At 70.9% G+C, this 17,409-nt stretch carries 16 protein-coding genes; 8 read left to right on the top strand and 8 right to left on the bottom strand.

Annotated features, from left to right (window positions below; genetic code table 11):
* Positions 1 to 483: 483 nt before the first annotated feature.
* On the bottom strand, positions 484 to 2,379 hold the full coding sequence (locus JF597_RS39965; RefSeq protein ID WP_294008404.1) for a streptophobe family protein: 1,896 nt from the start codon (positions 2,377 to 2,379) through the stop codon (positions 484 to 486).
* Positions 2,380 to 2,611: 232 nt separating this feature from the next.
* On the opposite strand from JF597_RS39965, the gene JF597_RS39960 reads away from it, so the two are divergent.
* Complete coding sequence (locus JF597_RS39960; RefSeq protein ID WP_294008401.1) at positions 2,612 to 5,140, top strand: FHA domain-containing protein; 2,529 nt, start codon at positions 2,612 to 2,614, stop codon at positions 5,138 to 5,140.
* 84 nt (positions 5,141 to 5,224) lie between these two features.
* Here JF597_RS39960 and JF597_RS39955 read toward each other — a convergent pair whose 3' ends face one another.
* From JF597_RS39955 to JF597_RS39945, 3 genes are all read right to left on the bottom strand, one after another.
* Positions 5,225 to 6,016: a transglycosylase SLT domain-containing protein gene (locus JF597_RS39955; protein ID WP_294008400.1), complete on the bottom strand. Its 792-nt coding sequence runs from the start codon at positions 6,014 to 6,016 to the stop codon at positions 5,225 to 5,227.
* A 298-nt stretch (positions 6,017 to 6,314) separates the two neighbouring features.
* A complete protein-coding gene (locus JF597_RS39950; protein ID WP_294008398.1) occupies positions 6,315 to 7,397 on the bottom strand; it encodes an S-adenosylmethionine:tRNA ribosyltransferase-isomerase in 1,083 nt (360 codons plus the stop codon).
* The gene (locus JF597_RS39945; RefSeq protein ID WP_294008396.1) at positions 7,394 to 8,089 is read right to left on the bottom strand and encodes an SDR family oxidoreductase; all 696 of its coding nucleotides are present in this window, start codon (positions 8,087 to 8,089) and stop codon (positions 7,394 to 7,396) included. Before JF597_RS39945 ends, JF597_RS39950 begins: the two co-directional genes overlap by 4 nt.
* Positions 8,090 to 8,315: 226 nt before the next feature.
* Between JF597_RS39945 and JF597_RS39940 the strand changes: the two genes are divergently transcribed.
* The 3 genes from JF597_RS39940 (at position 8,316) to JF597_RS39930 (ending at position 10,514) form a co-directional block, all read left to right on the top strand.
* Entirely contained in the window at positions 8,316 to 9,461 is a 1,146-nt protein-coding gene (locus JF597_RS39940) for a GAF domain-containing sensor histidine kinase (protein WP_294008394.1), read from the top strand.
* The gene (locus tag JF597_RS39935; protein WP_294008392.1) at positions 9,454 to 10,095 is read left to right on the top strand and encodes a response regulator transcription factor; all 642 of its coding nucleotides are present in this window, start codon (positions 9,454 to 9,456) and stop codon (positions 10,093 to 10,095) included. Before JF597_RS39940 ends, JF597_RS39935 begins: the two co-directional genes overlap by 8 nt.
* A gap of 170 nt (positions 10,096 to 10,265) precedes the next feature.
* Positions 10,266 to 10,514, top strand: coding sequence for a chaplin (locus tag JF597_RS39930; RefSeq protein WP_294008391.1), 249 nt, complete (start codon positions 10,266 to 10,268; stop codon positions 10,512 to 10,514).
* Between the two features lie 205 nt (positions 10,515 to 10,719).
* On the opposite strand, the gene JF597_RS39925 is transcribed toward JF597_RS39930, so the two are convergent.
* Positions 10,720 to 11,505 (bottom strand): hypothetical protein, encoded by a 786-nt coding sequence (locus JF597_RS39925; protein WP_294008389.1) that lies wholly within the window; start codon positions 11,503 to 11,505, stop codon positions 10,720 to 10,722.
* A 150-nt stretch (positions 11,506 to 11,655) separates the two neighbouring features.
* Here JF597_RS39925 and JF597_RS39920 point away from each other — a divergent pair, with 150 nt between their 5' ends.
* From JF597_RS39920 to JF597_RS39910, 3 genes are all read left to right on the top strand, one after another.
* Positions 11,656 to 12,447 carry an ABC transporter ATP-binding protein gene (locus JF597_RS39920; protein WP_294008387.1) on the top strand — a complete coding sequence of 264 codons (792 nt, stop codon included), beginning with the start codon at positions 11,656 to 11,658 and terminating at the stop codon, positions 12,445 to 12,447.
* A 71-nt stretch (positions 12,448 to 12,518) separates the two neighbouring features.
* Positions 12,519 to 12,953 (top strand): NfeD family protein, encoded by a 435-nt coding sequence (locus JF597_RS39915; protein WP_294008386.1) that lies wholly within the window; start codon positions 12,519 to 12,521, stop codon positions 12,951 to 12,953.
* Positions 12,954 to 13,083: 130 nt separating this feature from the next.
* On the top strand, positions 13,084 to 14,028 hold the full coding sequence (locus tag JF597_RS39910; protein ID WP_294008384.1) for an SPFH domain-containing protein: 945 nt from the start codon (positions 13,084 to 13,086) through the stop codon (positions 14,026 to 14,028).
* 113 nt (positions 14,029 to 14,141) lie between these two features.
* Here the strand turns inward: JF597_RS39910 and JF597_RS39905 are convergent, their stop codons facing one another.
* The 3 genes from JF597_RS39905 to JF597_RS39895 form a co-directional block, all read right to left on the bottom strand.
* A complete protein-coding gene (locus JF597_RS39905; protein ID WP_294008382.1) occupies positions 14,142 to 14,651 on the bottom strand; it encodes an HNH endonuclease in 510 nt (169 codons plus the stop codon).
* A gap of 167 nt (positions 14,652 to 14,818) precedes the next feature.
* Complete coding sequence (locus JF597_RS39900) at positions 14,819 to 15,358, bottom strand: YbhB/YbcL family Raf kinase inhibitor-like protein (protein WP_294008380.1); 540 nt, start codon at positions 15,356 to 15,358, stop codon at positions 14,819 to 14,821.
* A gap of 65 nt (positions 15,359 to 15,423) precedes the next feature.
* Positions 15,424 to 16,206, bottom strand: coding sequence for a sporulation protein (locus JF597_RS39895; RefSeq protein WP_294008378.1), 783 nt, complete (start codon positions 16,204 to 16,206; stop codon positions 15,424 to 15,426).
* A 149-nt stretch (positions 16,207 to 16,355) separates the two neighbouring features.
* Here JF597_RS39895 and JF597_RS39890 point away from each other — a divergent pair, with 149 nt between their 5' ends.
* Positions 16,356 to 17,006 carry a DNA-3-methyladenine glycosylase gene (locus JF597_RS39890; RefSeq protein WP_294008376.1) on the top strand — a complete coding sequence of 217 codons (651 nt, stop codon included), beginning with the start codon at positions 16,356 to 16,358 and terminating at the stop codon, positions 17,004 to 17,006.
* The last annotated feature ends 403 nt before the right edge of the window (positions 17,007 to 17,409 follow it).

The raw sequence follows: 17,409 nt of genomic DNA, 5'->3' as shown, positions 1-17,409 counted from the left end.
GTGTAACCACCGTAACCGGCACCCAGTGCCTGCGGCGCAGGTGGTCCGCCTGACGGACACGGAACAACAGGTGTCGGGTCGGTGTCGGACGCCTTGCCTCCACGCGACCGGTGAACGTGCGTGCGATGTCCACGGCCGTGGCCGGGGTGCATCCCGCCGCGCCTTCACACCCGGTCCAGCGCCGGTACCCGCAGGCGGCGGACACCACGGTCCGCGCGGAGGTTGTGATCCGCGCGGACGCAACCGTGTGCCCGGGCGGGGCGGCGGCTCGCATACGGCCCACCGCTCCAGCGCATGCTGCGATCCGCGCGGTCGCCGCGATTCGGACTGACGTCGTGATCCGTGCGGATGTCGTGATCCGTGCGGATGTCGTGATCCGTGCGGAGGCCGCGGTCCGTGCGGAGGCCGTGATGCGCGCGGTCGCCATGCTCGTTCGGGCGGCGCGTCCCCGTCGCCGGCCGGTTCCCGGCGCGGCGCCCGGTTTCACCTGGGGGGACGCCGGGGCGGCGCCGGAGGGGGTGGGGGAGGAGGCGGTGGGGGTCCGGCGCCCGGACCGTCCTGGGATCCGTCGGGCCGCCGCGTGCCGGGCCGGGCACGCGGCGAGCGGGGCGGCGGATCGAAGGGGCGGGCCATGGTGGGAGCGCCGTACACATCGCCGGAGCCGGGCGGCGGCGGTACGTCGGAGGGGCCGCCGCCCGGCCGGTTCTCCTCCGGTGCCCGGCGGCCGTCGTCCGCGGGGGGCGGTGCGCCCGGCGGACGACGGCCGGGGACGGCGGAACCGCCCGGCGGTGCCGTCCCCGCTCCCTGTCCCGGACCGGACCGGGCTCCTCGGCCGCCCCCGGTCTCCCGCAGTTCCTCGGGCACCCTGAGATAGGGGTTCGTGTTCGGATTCGGCGGACGGTACGGCCTGCCCGGCACGTAAGGCCCCGCCAGCTCGCTCCCGAGCAGCCCCGGAGGCCGGCCGCCCCCCTGGCGAGCGGGCCCGCCGTCACCCAGAGCCAGCGGAGCCGCCCGTGACCCCGCCGCCCCGGTCGCCCACGCCAGCAACGCCCCGGCGGCCCCCGCCGCCGCACCCCAGACCGCTCCGAGCAGCAACGCCATGCCCAGCTTCCCGTGCAGCTGGATCCCCGCCCCGAACGCGTCGAAGCCCAGCACCGACAGCGAGGCGTCCACCGACACGTCCGCCAGCCAGGCCAGCAGCGGCAGCGTGAGCGCGGTGGCGATCCCCAGCCGCAGCGCACACCGCCCGGCGAAACCGGGCGCAGTCCACCCCGCCGGCGTCCGGACCGCCGTGAACACCCCCGCCAGCAGCATGAGCAGGGCCGCCGCGACCCCCAGCAGCCACACCCGCCCGTCCAGGCCGGCCAGGTGGCCCAGCGTCACCGACTGGTCGGACTTCGAGTCCAGGAGCTCGTCCAAGGGGTGCGGAAGGAACATGGTCAGCACGCCCGTGGCCCTGCCGTCGAAGGGGACGAAGAGCCCGATCGGGATGCCGAGCCAGACGCCGTTCGGGGCGCCGAGCAGGGCCGCGCCCATGATCCGGGCCGGATGCGGGTCGCCGATCGCCGCGTAGGCCGCCGCCGCCCAGCCGGCCGCCACGGCCACCAGCATCACCGTCACCAGGGCCGAGGCCGCCGGCCGCACCACCCGGTGCACCGCCGTCCAGCCGGGGGGCAGCGGAGTCCGGCGCGAGGCCAGCAGGGCGATCAGCAGGATGCCCACCGACCAGCCGAGGCCGCCGAGCAGGGTCGCCGTCGTGTCCACGCTGAAGCCGACCGCGGCGTTCGCGTGCACCAGGTCGCCGAGGCGGTCCGGCAGCAGGCCGCCGACGTCACCGATGCCGGGGATCTTCAGTCCGCCGCCGCTCCCCTTACCCGTCAGCCTGTCGAGGCCGAGCGCACCGCCGTCGATCGTCACGACGGAGTGCCCCGCCCAGGCCAGTCCGCCCAGGATCGCCACGAACAGCACCACCACCGAGCCCGCGCGGGCCAGCAGTTCGGTCGGCGAGATCACAACTCCGGCCGTGCGCAGGGACCGTAAGAAGAACCACGACAGAAGGAGCGCACCGACCAGGCTCACCCCCAGTGGCGTGATCTCGATGGCCGTGGTGGCCTGCGCCCCCTTCAGGCCGAAAGCGGACAGATCTCCGTCCGGAGTGACCGAACCACCCGCCCCGAGCGCCACAACGGCCGCGGTCATCGGGCCCAGTGAGCCCGCCGCGTCGGCCCGCAGCAGATGCAGACCCAGCGCCGCCGTACCCGCCATCCCGATCAACGCCCAGCTCACGGCGGCTGTCGAGGACAGCAGGATGTCGGCCCATGGCAGCCGCCCGCCGCGCCTCCCGTGCTCGATTCCCGTACCGGACGCACCAGCGCTCATGCCAGACCCCCCGATCCGCAGCCGCGCCGGACCACTCCGTCGCGCTTGTCCCCCTCGCGTGGATTACCACTCTCCGGCCCGGTTTCAACCCCGTCAACGGAAAGAGTTGAAGCGCTCGTACGAGACCTCCGCAAGGCCCGGCTTTCGGTCAGAGGGCCGAGCCTGAAATAGTTCCCGACGATGTTCGACATCCCTAGACTCCCTGTGATGGGGGTAACTCGGGGGACTACTCATGGGGCTTGGAGTGCCGGAACTCGTACTGGAATCAAACGGACGTACCTGGACGCTCGATCCGTCCAGGTCCTACACCCTCGGACGTGATCCGCAGGGGGACATCGTGTTCGACGACGCCAGGGTCTCCTGGCGGCACGCCACGATCAGCTTCGACGGCCGCAGTTGGGTCATCGAGGACCACGGAAGTACCAACGGCACCTTCGTGCAGAGCAGCCGGGTCCAGCGGTCGGAGATCGGCCCGGGCTCGGCCGTCCATCTCGGCAACGCGAACGACGGACCGCGCCTGAGCCTCTCCGGCGCCGCGGCCGCCGTCCAATCGCAGCCCCAGCAACGGCCGTTCGCGGCGCAGGGCGCGGGCGGCGCGGGCTGGTCCCAGCCGCCCGCCGCGCAGCCGCCGGCTCCGCAACAGGGCTGGCAGCAGGCCCCGCCGGCGATCCCGCAGCAGCAGGGCGCCCCGGTCATGGCCTCCGGTGGTGGCGCGGGGGCGCCGCCGGTCTACGGCGACCGCAGCCCGACCACGTTCCACCAGTTCTCCATCGGCCGCGTGATGCGCATCGGCCGTGCCCTCGACAATGAACTGGTCGTCTCCGACCTGCAGGTCTCGCGTCACCACGCCGAGTTCCACTCCACGCCCGACGGCCGCATGGAGATCCGCGACCTCGGCTCGCACAACGGCACGTACGTCAACGGCATGCCGATTGACAAGGGCGGCAGCGCGCTGCTCGACGCGAACGACATCGTGGGCGTCGGCCACTCCACCTTCCGGATCGTCGGCGACCGGCTGGAGGAGTTCGTCGACACCGGTGAGGTCTCCTTCTCCGCACGCCACCTGACCGTCACGGTCGACGGCGGCAAGCAGATCCTCAAGGACGTCTCCTTCGGCGTCCCGGAGAAGTCCCTGATCGCGGTCATCGGCCCGTCGGGCTCCGGCAAGTCGACCCTGCTCAAGGCGCTCACCGGTTACCGCCCCGCCAACGAGGGCGAGGTGCTGTACGACAACCGCAACCTGTACAAGCAGTTCGCCGAGCTGCGCCAGCGCATCGGTCTGGTTCCGCAGGACGACATCCTGCACAAGGAGCTGACCGTCAAGAAGGCCCTCAAGTACGCGGCCAAGCTCCGCTTCCCCGCCGACACCACGGGGGAGGAGCGCGAGGCCCGCATCGACGAGGTGCTGCGCGAGCTGAAGCTCGACGTCCACAAGGAGAAGAAGGTCACCTCCCTCTCCGGAGGCCAGCGCAAGCGCGTGTCGGTGGCCCTGGAGCTGCTCACCAAGCCGTCGCTGATCTTCCTCGACGAGCCCACCTCGGGTCTCGACCCGGGCATGGACCGCGATGTGATGCAGCTGCTGCGCGGCCTCGCCGACGACGGCCGCACGGTCCTCGTCGTCACCCACTCGGTGGCCGAGCTGGCGCTGTGCGACAAGCTCCTGGTGATGGCCCCGGGCGGCGCGGTCGCCTACTTCGGCCCGCCGGAAGAGGCGCTGAACTTCTTCGGCTACGACACCTGGGCCGACGTCTTCTCCGCCTTCGAGAACTACCGCGACTACGACTGGGCGGGCCGCTGGAAGGGCTCGCAGCACTACCAGATGTACGCCGCGGACATCGACGCCGTTGCCCCGCAGGCCGTACAGATGCTGCCGATGCAGGCGATGAAGCCCAAGAAGCCGCAGGGCTGGATGTCGCAGTTCGCCACGCTCGTGCGTCGGTACGTGTCGGTGATCGCCTCCGACAAGGGCTTCCTGATCCTGACGGTCGTGCTGCCGCTGGTCCTCGGTTCGGTGAGCCTGCTCATCGACTCGGGCAAGGACCTGCTGGTCAACACGGAGATCAATCCGGCGACCAGGCAGCCCGTCCCGAACGGCACGGCCACCACGGTCCTGCTGATCCTGGCGGTGGGTGCCTGCTTCGCCGGTGCCGCGAACTCCGTCCGTGAGCTGATCAAGGAACGGGTCATCTACGAGCGGGAGCGCGCGACCGGCCTGTCCCGCTCCGCGTACCTGATGTCCAAGGTCTTCGTGCTCGGCATCGTCACGATCCTGCAGGGCCTGCTGGTCGGCGTCATCGGCTTCGCCAGCCGGAAGATCCCGGCGGAGGGCGTGGTCTTCGGCCACCTCACGCTCCTGGAGCTCTGCCTGCCGGTCATGGCGCTCGGCTTCACCTCGATGATGTTCGGCCTGGTCATGTCCGCCCTGGTGAAGACCTCCGAGAAGACCATGCCGCTGCTGGTCATGTTCGCGATCATCCAGGTCGTCTTCACCGGCTGCCTGTTCGCCCTGAACGGCACGGTCGGCGTCAACCAGTTCTCGTACCTGATGCCGTCGCGCTGGGCCGTCGCCGCCGCGGGTGCCACCCTGGACTTCAACGGGATCGCCCCGCCCGGCAAGGGCAAGCCCGACGACCCGCTGTGGGCGCACACCGCCGGCGCCTGGACCCTGGACATGGTCGCCCTGATCGCCCTCGGTGTGGTCTGCGCCTTCCTCGTGGCCCGCTTCCTGCGCCGCCACGAGCCCGAGGTGATGCGCAAGTAGCAGGCGCGGTCCGTACGACGCCGAAGGGCGGCACCCGCAACGGGGTGCCGCCCTTCGGCGTGTGTGCCGAGGCCCGCGCCTGCCTCAGTACGCGCTGTTGACGTTGTCGATCGTGCCGTAGCGATGCGCCGCGTAGTTGGCGGCGGCGGTGATGTTGGCGACCGGGTCGTAGATGTTCCAGGACGTGCCGGAGACGTGGTAAGTCGCGAAGGTCGGCGGGATGACCTGCAGCAGGCCCTTGGACGGGATGCCGTTGATGGCGTTGATGTCCCAGTTGTTGATGGCGTTCGGGTTGCCGGAGGACTCCCGCATGATGTTGCGGTGCAGGCCGCTGTAGGAGCCCGGGATGCCCTTGGCGTTCATGATGTCGAGGGCCTGGCGGATCCAGCCGTCGAGGTTGTTGGCGTAGGTCTTCGCGGCGACCTGCTGGATCTGCGGGCGCTGCGCGGACCGGCTGGCGGCCTGCTGGGCGGCGCGCTTGGCGGCCGCCTGCTTGACGGCGGCGACGTGCTTCGCGTGGGCCGCGTGGACGTGCTTCACGTGAGCCGTGTGCAGCTTCGCCGCGTGGGCCGCGTGGGCCTTCTTGACGTGAGCCACGTGCAGCTGGTGGGCGGACGCCGGCTTCTTCTTCGCGGCGATGGCCTCCACCTTGACGTTCTGCAGGGCCAGCTGGTCCGTGACCTTGCCCGTGACGTCCTTGAGCTGCGCGGTGCCGTAGGCCGCCTTGGCGGCGGTCTCCGGGGTGCCGGACGCGATCGTCTCGGCGCTGCTGGGCACGGCCGAGAAGGCGAGGGCGGCGGCGCCGAGCGTGGCGACGCCGGCGAGCGCGATCTTGTGGTGCTTGGTCAGCGTGGGACTGTGGGCGTGCTTGGGCATGGCGGTGGAGACCTCTTCGAATAGCGCGGAGGTCGCTCGTTGTCCGCGGGGGAGACCGGCTCCTCCAGCGCGAGCACCAGGAGGAAACCCGCGGTGCTGAGCGACGGCAGCCATTCTTAGCGGCCGCAAAATGCCGTGGCAAAGGTGTGAAGTACGAACCCCGGTAGTGGAGCCCAGATGGGCAAATCGGGACAGACTAGAACGTCTGCCCCGTTCGCGCCGTGACTGTATATCTCCTATGTCCGTTCGTACGTGATGTGCGCCCTATGTGCAGCCTCACATCGGCCGCCTGTCAATCTCACCAGGAGTTGCTGGTGCAACGCTCAGCGTGAGGGCCCTCCTCCGGGAGGATGAGGTGCACGTCGCCGAACTCGTGCCACAGGTAGAGCGCGCGCAGCGCCTCCTCGTAGCCGCGGTCGACCGCGGGCCGCCCGGCGACCGCCTCCAGCATCAGCAGATGGGAGGCCTCCGGCTCGTGCAGCCCGGTCAGCAGCCCGTCCACCACCCGCACCCCGCGCTCCGGCGTCACGACCAGCTCCGTCCACCCCTCGGCCGCCCGCACCGCCCCGTCCGCCCCGGCGGCCGACTCCACGGCCCGCACGGCGGTCGTCCCCACCGCGACGACGCGCCCTTCGCCGGCCCGCACGGCGTTGATCAGCCGCGCCGACGCCTCCGGCACGGCGAAACGCTCCGCGTACGGCGGCTCGTGCGCCTCCGCCGACGACACCCCGGTATGCAGCGTGACCGGCGCGAACTGCACCCCCCGGCTCACCAGCTCCGCCACCAGCCGCGCGGTGAAGGGCCGGGCCGCACTCGGCATCTCCGCACTCCCCGCCCCGTCCGCCGACGGCAGCGCGAACACCGTCTGGTAGACGGACAACGGCTGGTCCCGCTCCGTATAGGAGTAACGGATGGGCCGCCCGTGCTCCCGCAGCACCTCGCGCACGTCCGCGGAGGCCCGCGCCCACCACAGCCGCTCGCCCCGCGCGCTCAGCGGCTCCTCCAGGACCAGCCGCCCGCCCCCGGGCAAACGCACCTCACTCTCCGCACGCGTACCCGCACGCACGCGTGTGGTCCCCTTCCCGTCCGGCTCCCGCAGCTCGACCGCCCACCGACCGTCGTCCCCGCGCGTGGAGAAGTGCACCACCACGCGCGCGTGCCCGACCCGCCCGTCCACGGCGGCCGCCAGCGTCGGCGAGGTGTTCACCACCAGCAGGTCCCCGGCCCGCAGCAGGTGCGGCAGCTCGGCGAAGGCGTGATGCGACACCGCCGTCCCGCGCGACACCAGCAGCCGTACGGCGTCCCGCTCCAGCCCCGGCCCGCGCTGCTCGGCCGGCACCCGCGCGGACAGCTCCTCGGGTACCCGCACCACCGTCGTCATCGCCCCTCCGCCAGGGCAGGCGCCCCGTACCGACCGCTCGCCGGCCGCTCGTCCAGGAGCCGCAGGAAGGCCGGTACGACGCTCACCGGCGCCGGCCGCGGACCGTCGTCGTCCGGTACGGCCGCCGCGTACAGGTCGGTCGCCATGTCCCCGGGATCCACCGCCCACACCCGCAGCCCCGGCTCCTCCACGCCGAGCACGGCCGCCAGCTGGTCCAGGGCCGCCTTCGAGGCGCCGTAGCCGCCCCAGGTCTCGTACGCCTCGGCGCCCGCGTCCGAGCTGACCGCAACCACCGCGCCGGCCCCCGACTCCCGCAGCAGCGGCAACGCCTCCTGGACCAGGCCGAGCGCGGCCACCACGTTCACCTCCAGCGCCCGGCGCAGCCCCGCCAGGGGCAGCTCGCCCAGGCGCACCAGCGGCTCGGCGCCCAGCGCGCTGGCGTTGCTCACCAGCAGATCCACCCCGCCCAGCTCACGCGCGGCGGCCACCAGGCCGGCCCGGTGCCCGGCGTCCGTCACATCGCCGGGGAGCGCCGTCACCCGCGTCCCGTGCCCCGCGACCGCCTCCGCCGTCTCCTTCAGCACCCCGGCCCCCCTGGCGTCCAGCACCAGATCCCAGCCGCGCGCGGCCAGCGCCTCCGCCAGCGCCCGCCCCAGCCCCTTCGAGGCCCCCGTGATGATCGCTACCGGCATGACAACCGTCCCCTCGGCTCCGTCCGCCCGCGTCGGCGGTGATCCCAACGTAGGAACCGCACCGCCCCGGCCGCCTCGGACGCGGGGCGCAACCGGGCGGGGTCCTTCGTACTAAGCCGCCGGTCCGGGCCTCACGGCCTAGGTCCTGCGGCCTACGGCCGGCGGCCCAGGCCCTGCCGCCATCGGCCCGATCCGCACGGTCGGACCCCGCCGGTACCGTGAGGACATGAGTCATGGTCCCCGGTCCGGTCTGGCGGCGGTGAGCTCCGCGCTGCTGGCCATGAGCAGGCATCTGGAGGTCCGCGACGTCCTCAAGACGATCGTCGCCTCCGCACGCGAGCTGCTCGACGCCCAGTACGCCGCGCTGGGGGTCCCCGACGACCACGGCGGCTTCGCCCAGTTCGTCGTCGACGGCGTCTCCGACGCCCAGTGGAAGGCCATCGGCCCGCTCCCGCGCCAGCACGGCATCCTCGCGGCGATGCTGCGCGAGGCGAAGGTCGAGCGGCTGGCCGACGTCCGCACGGACCCCCGCTTCGAGGGCTGGCCCTCCGCCCATCCGGAGATGTCCGACTTCCTGGGCCTGCCGATCCGGGACGGCGAGGAGGTCATCGGCGCGCTGTTCCTCGCGAACAAGAACTGCGAGAAGTCCGAGGGCGGCTGCGGCTTCACCGCCGAGGACGAGGAACTCCTCTCCATCCTCGCCCAGCACGCGGCCATCGCCCTCACCAACGCCCGCCTCTACGAGCGCAGCCGCGAACTGACCATCGCCGAGGAGCGCTCCCGGCTCGCCCACGAGCTGCACGACGCGGTGAGCCAGAAGCTCTTCTCGCTCCGCCTTACCGCCCAGGCCGCCGCCGCCCTGGTCGACCGCGATCCCGCCCGCGCCAAGGGTGAGTTGCAGCAGGTGGCCGTGCTCGCCGCCGAGGCCGTAGACGAACTGCGCGCCGCCGTGGTGGAGCTGCGCCCGGCCGCCCTCGACGAGGACGGGCTGCTCGCCACCCTGCGCACCCAGGTCCAGGTCCTCGACCGCGCCCACACCGCGCGCGTGACCTTCGCCGCCGCCGGCTTCCGCGCCCTGCCCGCCGCCCAGGAGGAGGCCTTGCTCCGGGTGGCCCAGGAAGCCCTGCACAACGCGCTCAGACACTCCGGGGCCGAGCAGGTCGACGTGACGGTGAACCGGCGGGGCGGCGGGGCCGTCCTGCGGGTCACGGACGACGGCAGCGGCTTCGACCCGCACCTCACCCGGCGCGCCGGACGCCACCTCGGCCTGGTCTCCATGCGGGACCGGGCGAGCGGTGTCGGTGGCACGCTGACCGTGGAATCGGCGCCCGGCAAGGGCACCACGATCGAGATGGAGGTCCCCGGTGGCTGACGCGATCCGGGTGCTGCTGGTCGACGACCACCAGGTCGTCCGCCGGGGCCTGCGCACCTTTCTGGAGGTCCAGGACGACATCGAGGTCGTCGGCGAGGCCGCCGACGGCGCCGAAGGGGTCGAGCGCGCCCAGGAGCTGACCCCTGACGTCGTCCTCATGGACGTCAAGATGCCCGGCCTGGACGGCGTGGCGGCGCTGCGCAGACTCCGCGAACTGGACAACCCCGCGCGCGTGCTGATCGTCACCAGCTTCACCGAGCAGCGCACGGTGGTCCCGGCCCTGCGCGCGGGCGCCGCCGGATACGTCTACAAGGACGTCGATCCGGACGCGCTCGCCGCCGCCATCCGCTCGGTGCACGCCGGGCACGTCCTGCTCCAGCCCGAGGTGGCCGGCGCCCTGCTCTCCCAGGAGGAGGCCAACTCCGGCCAGGGCAGGGGCGGTTCGCTCACCGAGCGGGAGCGGGAGGTGCTGGGGCTGATCGCCGACGGCCGCTCCAACCGGGAGATAGCGCGTGCCCTGGTGCTCTCCGAGAAGACCGTCAAGACCCACGTCTCGAACATCCTGATGAAACTCGACCTGGCCGATCGCACCCAGGCCGCCCTCTGGGCCGTTCGCCATGGCGTGACCGGCTGAAGCGCCCTCCGCAACGCTTCACCGACGGCAACATGGAGGGTCGCCTTCCGGGCTGAGATTCATACCGTCGTGGGAATGTCACCCGGACGGCGCATCCTCCGCCGGCCGCCGCCGTTCTTCAGTGCGTGCCGCGGCGACCGCCGTGGCGATCGCCAAGGAGGGCTCAAGAAGTGAAGAACCTGAAGAAGGCAGCGGCCGTGACGATGGTGGCCGGCGGGATCGTGGCCGCCGGCGCGGGACTGGCCTCCGCCCACACCGGCGGTGCCACCGCGGCCGGCGAGGCCCACGGCTCTCCGGGCGTCGTCTCGGGCAACGTCATCCAGGCCCCGGTGCACGTCCCGGTCAACGTCGTCGGCAACAGCATCAACGTCGTCGGCGTCCTCAACCCCGCCTTCGGCAACCTCGGCCTCAACCACTGAGACCACGCCGCACCGCGGCCTCGACCTCCGGCCTTCCGGATCCCCGGAAGGCCGGTCGGCGGGGCAGCGCCCCGTTGGGCAGCGCCCCGAAGGGGCGCTGGGGGTACCCCCGGCCGAAGGCTGGGGGAGGAACTGCGCGGCCAGCCACGACGGCGCCGCGGACGGCCGACGACATCTCGCACCACTTCGCGGCACAGCAGAGCGCTCAGCGCCCTCGCTCACGCTCCTCCACAACGGAGTTGTACGCCGCGACCTGCGCCCGCCGGGCCGTCCGCTCCACCGGCCGCAGCGCCAGCGACCGCGCCGCCATCTCCGACGCGCTCACCGCCCCGCCGTGCCCGTTGTCGTAGGCCAGCGAGACCAGCAGCCCCACCCGCTGCGCGAGCTCCAGCACCCGTACCGCCCGGGGCGGATACCCGGGGGCCAGCACCTCGCGGCCCCGCTCGGCCCGCGCCCGGTACGCGTCGATCGCCGCCTCCGCCACCGGTCCCGATCCGGCGACGTCCAGCTTCGACAGCATCTCCGTCGCGTCCCGCAGCGCCTCCGCCAGCTCCCGCTCCGCCTCACCGAGCGAGGGCACGTCGGCCGGCGGCGCCTCCCGCACCGGCAGCACATGCCAGACCACCTCGACATGTACATCACCGGCCGGCCCGGCCTCGGACACCTCCGGCACCAGCCCGAACGCGGCGCCGTGGCAGATCACCGCCTCCTCGGCCTCCAGCGCCCGCGCATTGAACTCCGGCGGCCCGCTCAGCCCCAGCGGATGCCCCGACGCCGGCAGCGCGACCCGCAGCCCGGTCGCCCCCAGCGTCCGCAACCGCCCCAGCGCCAGCGTGAGCCCGACCGGAGCGGTCTCACCGGGCAGCCCCTCCACCCGGTGCACCGCGTCCTCGCCGACGATGGCGAGCACGGCGTCGTCCGGAGATACAAGTCCGGCCAAAAGGGCATTTCCCCAAGCGGCGAGGCGTCCTGAACGCGGTTCCGAGAGCATGCCCCCACCCTAAGGACAGGACCGATGGAAGGGAGCGGCGCACTCGTGGCGTAGATTTCATAAGGGCCGCGCCCACCGGCGCCGCCGCCCGGGCCACAGGCGTACGCGACAGCCGAGAACGGCGACACTGCAAGGGGAGACAACGCGCTCATGAGCGATGTTCTGGAGCTTCAGGACGTATCCGTGGTCCGGGAGGGCCGGGCTCTGGTGGACCAGGTCTCCTGGTCGGTGAAGGAGGGCGAGCGCTGGGTCATCCTCGGCCCCAACGGCGCCGGCAAGACCACCCTCCTCAACGTCGCCTCCAGCTACCTCTTCCCCAGCAAGGGCACCGCCACCGTCCTCGGCGACACCCTCGGCAAGGTCGACGTCTTCGACCTGCGCCCACGCATCGGCATGGCCGGCATCGCGATGGCCGAGAAGCTCCCCAAGCGCCAGACCGTCCTGGAGACCGTGCTCACCGCCGCCTACGGCATGACCGCCCACTGGCAGGAGGAGTACGACGAGGTCGACGAGCAGCGCGCCCGCGCCTTCCTCGACCGCCTCGGCATGACCGAGTACGTCGACCGGAGGTTCGGCACCCTCTCCGAGGGCGAGCGCAAGCGCACCCTGATCGCCCGCGCCCTGATGACCGACCCCGAGCTGCTCCTCCTCGACGAACCCGCCGCGGGCCTCGACCTCGGCGGCCGCGAAGACCTGGTCCGCCGCCTCGGCCGGCTCGCCCGCGACCCGATCGCCCCCTCCATGATCATGGTCACCCACCATGTCGAGGAGATCGCCCCCGGCTTCACCCACGTCCTGATGATCCGCCAGGGCAAGGTCCTCACCGCAGGCCCGCTGGAGCTCGAACTCACCTCCCGCAACCTCTCCCTCTGCTTCGGCCTCCCGCTCGTCGTCGAGCAGCTCGGTGACCGCTGGACCGCCCACGGACTGCCCCTGTCCTGACGGGACCTGACGGGCCCTGACCCGGTAAAGCGCACTGTCGTGGTCGGCGTCCCCGGCCCTACCATGACTGTGTGAACAGCATCGACGCATGGGTGTGGTGGCTCGTCGTCGCGGCGGCGCTCGGAATTCCGCTCGTGGTGACGGCGATGCCGGAGTTCGGCATGTTCGCGGTCGGCGCCGCGGCCGCCGCCGGTACCGCCGGACTGGGCGCGGGCACCGTGATCCAGGTGCTCGTCTTCGTCGTCGTCTCGGTCGCGCTGATCGCCGTCGTACGGCCCATCGCGAACCGGCACGCCGCCCAGCGCCCGCAACTCGCCACCGGCGTCGACGCGTTGAAGGGCAAACAGGCCGTCGTACTCGAACGCGTCGACGGCGGCGCGGACGGACGGATCAAGCTCGCAGGCGAGATCTGGTCGGCGCGCGCCCTCGACCCGGACCGTGCCTACGAAGTGGGGCAGGAAGTCGACGTCGTGGAGATCGAGGGGGCCACCGCGATCGTCATCTGACCTCGTAAGACTCAACTGAACAGAAGAGTCCCCGAGTTGCGCGTGCGTCTGTCAGACTCATCCAGCAAGATCTTCGACAACCATAAGATCTGCCGAAGCGCCGAGGCGGAGAAGGGTACGGGGAGCGACGATGGAACCGGTCATCATCGTCCTGGTCATTCTGGTGGTGTTGGTCTTCATCGCCCTGATCAAGACGATCCAAGTCATCCCACAGGCGAGCGCCGCCATCGTCGAGCGCTTCGGCCGCTACACGCGGACCCTGAACGCGGGCCTCAACATCGTGGTCCCGTTCATCGACACCATCCGCAACCGCATCGACCTGCGTGAACAGGTCGTACCGTTCCCGCCGCAGCCGGTGATCACCCAGGACAACCTGGTCGTGAACATCGACACCGTCATCTACTACCAGGTGACGGACGCCCGCGCGGCCACCTACGAGGTCGCCAGCTACATCCAGGCCATCGAGCAGCTCACCGTCACCACGCTCCGCAACATCATCGGCGGCATGGACCTGGAGCGCACCCTGACCTCCCGCGAGGAGATCAACGCGGCCCTGCGCGGTGTCCTCGACGAGGCCACCGGCAAGTGGGGCATCCGCGTCAACCGCGTCGAACTCAAGGCGATCGAGCCGCCCACCTCCATCCAGGACTCGATGGAGAAGCAGATGCGCGCCGACCGTGACAAGCGCGCCGCGATCCTCACCGCGGAGGGCACCCGCCAGGCCGCCATCCTCACCGCCGAGGGCGAGAAGCAGTCCCAGATCCTGCGCGCCGAAGGTGAGGCCAAGGCCGCGGCCCTGCGAGCGGAGGGCGAGGCCCAGGCGGTCCGCACGGTCTTCGAGGCCATCCACGCCGGCGACCCGGACCAGAAGCTCCTCTCCTACCAGTACCTCCAGATGCTCCCGAAGATCGCCGAGGGCGACGCCAACAAGCTCTGGATCGTCCCCAGCGAAATCGGCGACGCCCTCAAGGGCCTCTCCGGCGCCATGGGCAACTTCGGCACCCTGGGCGGCGGTTCCAACGGCGGCGGCAACGTCCCCGCCCAGGAGCGCCGCGAGAAGCCCAACATCGACTAGCGGCGCCTCAAAACAATCGGTCCCCGCGCCCACCCTTTTTTGGGGGCGCGGGGAACTGCGCGACAAGCCACAACGCAGCCGCAGCCACAAGACGGGACCGGCCGGGCAGACGACTAGGCGGCCACATCCCCCGCCAGCCACTCAGGCAACGCCGCCAGATCCTCGGCCCCCATTGCAAGCAGCATCGCATCCTGCGGCGAAGGCTCGAACGGCTTCTGAAGCAACGGCATCCCCGCCTGCTCCGGCGTCCGGTCCGCCTTCCGGTGATTGTCCTCAGCGCAGGACGCCACCGTGTTCAGCCAGGAGTCGGCGCCACCCTGAGCCCGCGGCACCACATGGTCCACGGTCGTCGCCCGCTTCCCGCAGTACGCGCACCGGTGCCGGTCCCTGACCAGCACCCCCCGCCGCGACCACGGCGCCTGTCTCCGAAAGGGCACCCGCACATACCTGCACAGCCTTATGACCCGAGGCGCAGGTATGTCCACCTCGGCACCGCGCATGCGCAGCTCGGGGTGGGCCTGCTCGACGACGGCCTTGTCCTGGAGCACCAGAACGACGGCGCGGTTCAACGTCACCGTAGACAGCGGCTCGAAGCTCGCGTTCAGCACCAGCGTGTCACGCATCCAGCCCACCTCCCATGTGCACCGTGCCCACCGCCGGCGGGCTTGGATCAACTCTGGACGGGCGCGCCGAGATGGACAACGCAATAAAAACTGCCCGCCCCTGATCACTTCCATGACCAGAGACGGGCAAACGTTCAATGAACGCTCAGCTGATTTCGCGCGCTGCGTCAGCCCTGTTCGGGGTTCTCGTACTCTCCGATGAGCTGCGCCCGCGCGATCGCGTGGAACCGCAGGTTGAACCCGACGACGGCAGGCGACACGTCGGCGTCCGGACCGAGCTTCTCCTGGTCCACCGCGTACACCGTGAAGACGTACCGGTGCGGCCCGTCCCCGGGCGGCGGCGCGGCACCGCCGAAGTCCTTCGACCCGTAGTCGTTGCGCACCTGGACCGCGCCCTCGGGCAGCCCCTCGAACTTGCCGCTGCCCGCGCCCGCCGGCAGCTCGGTCACCGAGACCGGGATGTCGAACACGGTCCAGTGCCAGAACCCGCTGCCCGTCGGGGCGTCCGGGTCGTAGCAGGTCACGGCGAAGCTCTTGGTCCCGGCCGGGAAGCCCTCCCACCGCAGGTGCGGCGAGGTGTTGCCCTTGGCGTGGACCTGAGCGTCCTTGAGCGTCGCCCCTTCCTCGATGTCCTCGCTCGTCACCGTGAACGACGGAACGGGCGGATGGAAGTCATGGGGGAGAGGCCGCCGCTTGAGCTCGGTCACCTCGGTACCTCCTGATCGATACTGATCGATGACGGACCCCGTCACGGAATCCGCGGTTCCCGAGCCTAGAACCAGTTGCGCCTGCTGCCGACCTCGGACAGCCACTGGTTGAGATAAGCCGCCCAGTCGGTCCCGTGGAAGTCGTGCAGACCCACCTGGAAGGAACGGAAGGTGTCACTGCCCTCGCTGAACAGCCCCGGCTTCTTGTCCATTTCGAGGACGACGTCCATGGCGTGCGCATCCGCCACGAAACTCAGCTCGACCTGGTTCAGCCCCCGGTACTGGGACGGCGGGTGGAACTCGACCTCCTGGTAGAACGGCAGGGTCTGCCGCGTCCCCCGGATGTGCCCCTTCTCCAGGTCTGCGTTCTTGAAGCGGAAGCCCAGCTGGATGAAGGCGTCCAGGATCGCCTTCTGCGCCGGCAGCGGATGCACGTTGATGGGGTCCAGGTCCCCCGAGTCGACGGCACGGGCGATCTCCAGCTCCGTGGTCACCCCGATGTGCATCCCGCGCAGCGCCTGCCCGTCGATCATCGTGACGGGCGTCTCCCACGGAATCTCCAGCCCGAACGGCACCGCGTGCACGGCCCCGGCCTGCAGCTCGAAGGCACCGCCGAGCCGTACCTTGCCGAAGCCGATGTTCTGCTTGTACTCCTCGTCGCCGCTCTCCACCTCGACCCGCGCCTGGAGCCCCACGGAGAGTCCCTGGATCTCCTGGTTCACCGAGCCGCCCTGGATCCGCACCTCGCCCTGGACGACACCGCCCGGTACGACGTTCACCTCGGTGAGCACCGTCTCGACGGACGCCCCGCCGGCCCCCAGGCTCGCGAGCAGCTTCTTGAACCCCATGACTCTCCTCTACTACCTACTCCGTACGAACGGACCCTTGATCCCTACAAACGCGATCCGGTCACGACCGGTTCCGGCCCACACCCTGGCAAGCAGACGAATCCTTGACCAGCCCTTGGCGTCCTCGGTCTGGACTACGCTCGGACGCCATGATCGTGCCCCCGGACCGTACGCCACTCCCCAGAAGCTTCTTCGACCGCCCTGTGCTGGAGGTCGCCCCCGACCTGCTCGGCCGCATTCTCGTCCGCACCACCCCGGACGGTCCGATCGCGGTGCGCGTCACAGAGGTGGAGGCGTACGACGGCCCGAACGACCCGGCCTCGCACGCCTATCGCGGCCGCACCCCCCGCAACGACGTGATGTTCGGTCCGCCCGGACACGTGTACGTCTACTTCACCTACGGCATGTGGTTCTGCATGAACCTCGTCTGCGGTCCCGAGGGCACCGCGTGCGCGGTCCTGCTCCGCGCCGGCGAGATCGTCGAGGGGGCCGAGCTCGCCCGCAAACGTCGGCTTTCGGCCCGATACGACAGAGAACTGGCCAAAGGACCCGCCCGCCTGGCCACGGCCCTGGGCGTCGACCGGGCCCTGGACGGCACGGACGCGTGTGCCGTCGGCGAGACCCCGCTGCGGATACTGACCGGCACCCCCGTCCCCTCCGACCAGGTGCGCAACGGTCCGCGCACCGGAGTCGCCGGCGAGGGCGGCAACGGCGACATCCACCCCTGGCGCTACTGGATCGCCAACGACCCCACCGTGAGCCCCTATCGGGCCCATGTGCCGAGGCGCCGCTCAAGTTGACGCGTCCCTGGAAGGTGCGTAATGTAGCCCGAGCCGCTTGAACCGGGTATGGCAATCGCCAGCAGCCGGAAGCGGCCACCCACTACCTACGACTTCCCCTGGCGGGGTCGATTTCGGCGTGCCTGCATGCCCGAATTCGAACTCGAGGAACTCGATTATGAGTCCCGGCGGGAATCGGCTAACGTAGTGAATGTCGAAAGGCCGACGGGCGAAAGCCAGAAAGCCTGAAGACAATCCCGCCGACCGGGAATCGGACGCCGAAAGGATCTGATAGAGTCGGAAACGCAAGACCGAAGGGAAGCCCGGAGGAAAGCCCGAGAGGGTGAGTACAAAGGAAGCGACCGTTCCTTGAGAACTCAACAGCGTGCCAAAAGTCAACGCCAGATATGTTGATACCCCGTCT

The organism is Streptomyces sp. (genome assembly GCF_019510245.1).
In the GTDB taxonomy this organism is placed as follows: domain Bacteria; phylum Actinomycetota; class Actinomycetes; order Streptomycetales; family Streptomycetaceae; genus Streptomyces.
The sequence above is the reverse complement of the archived record's forward strand: the minus strand, read 5'-3'. Positions and strand labels throughout refer to the sequence as shown.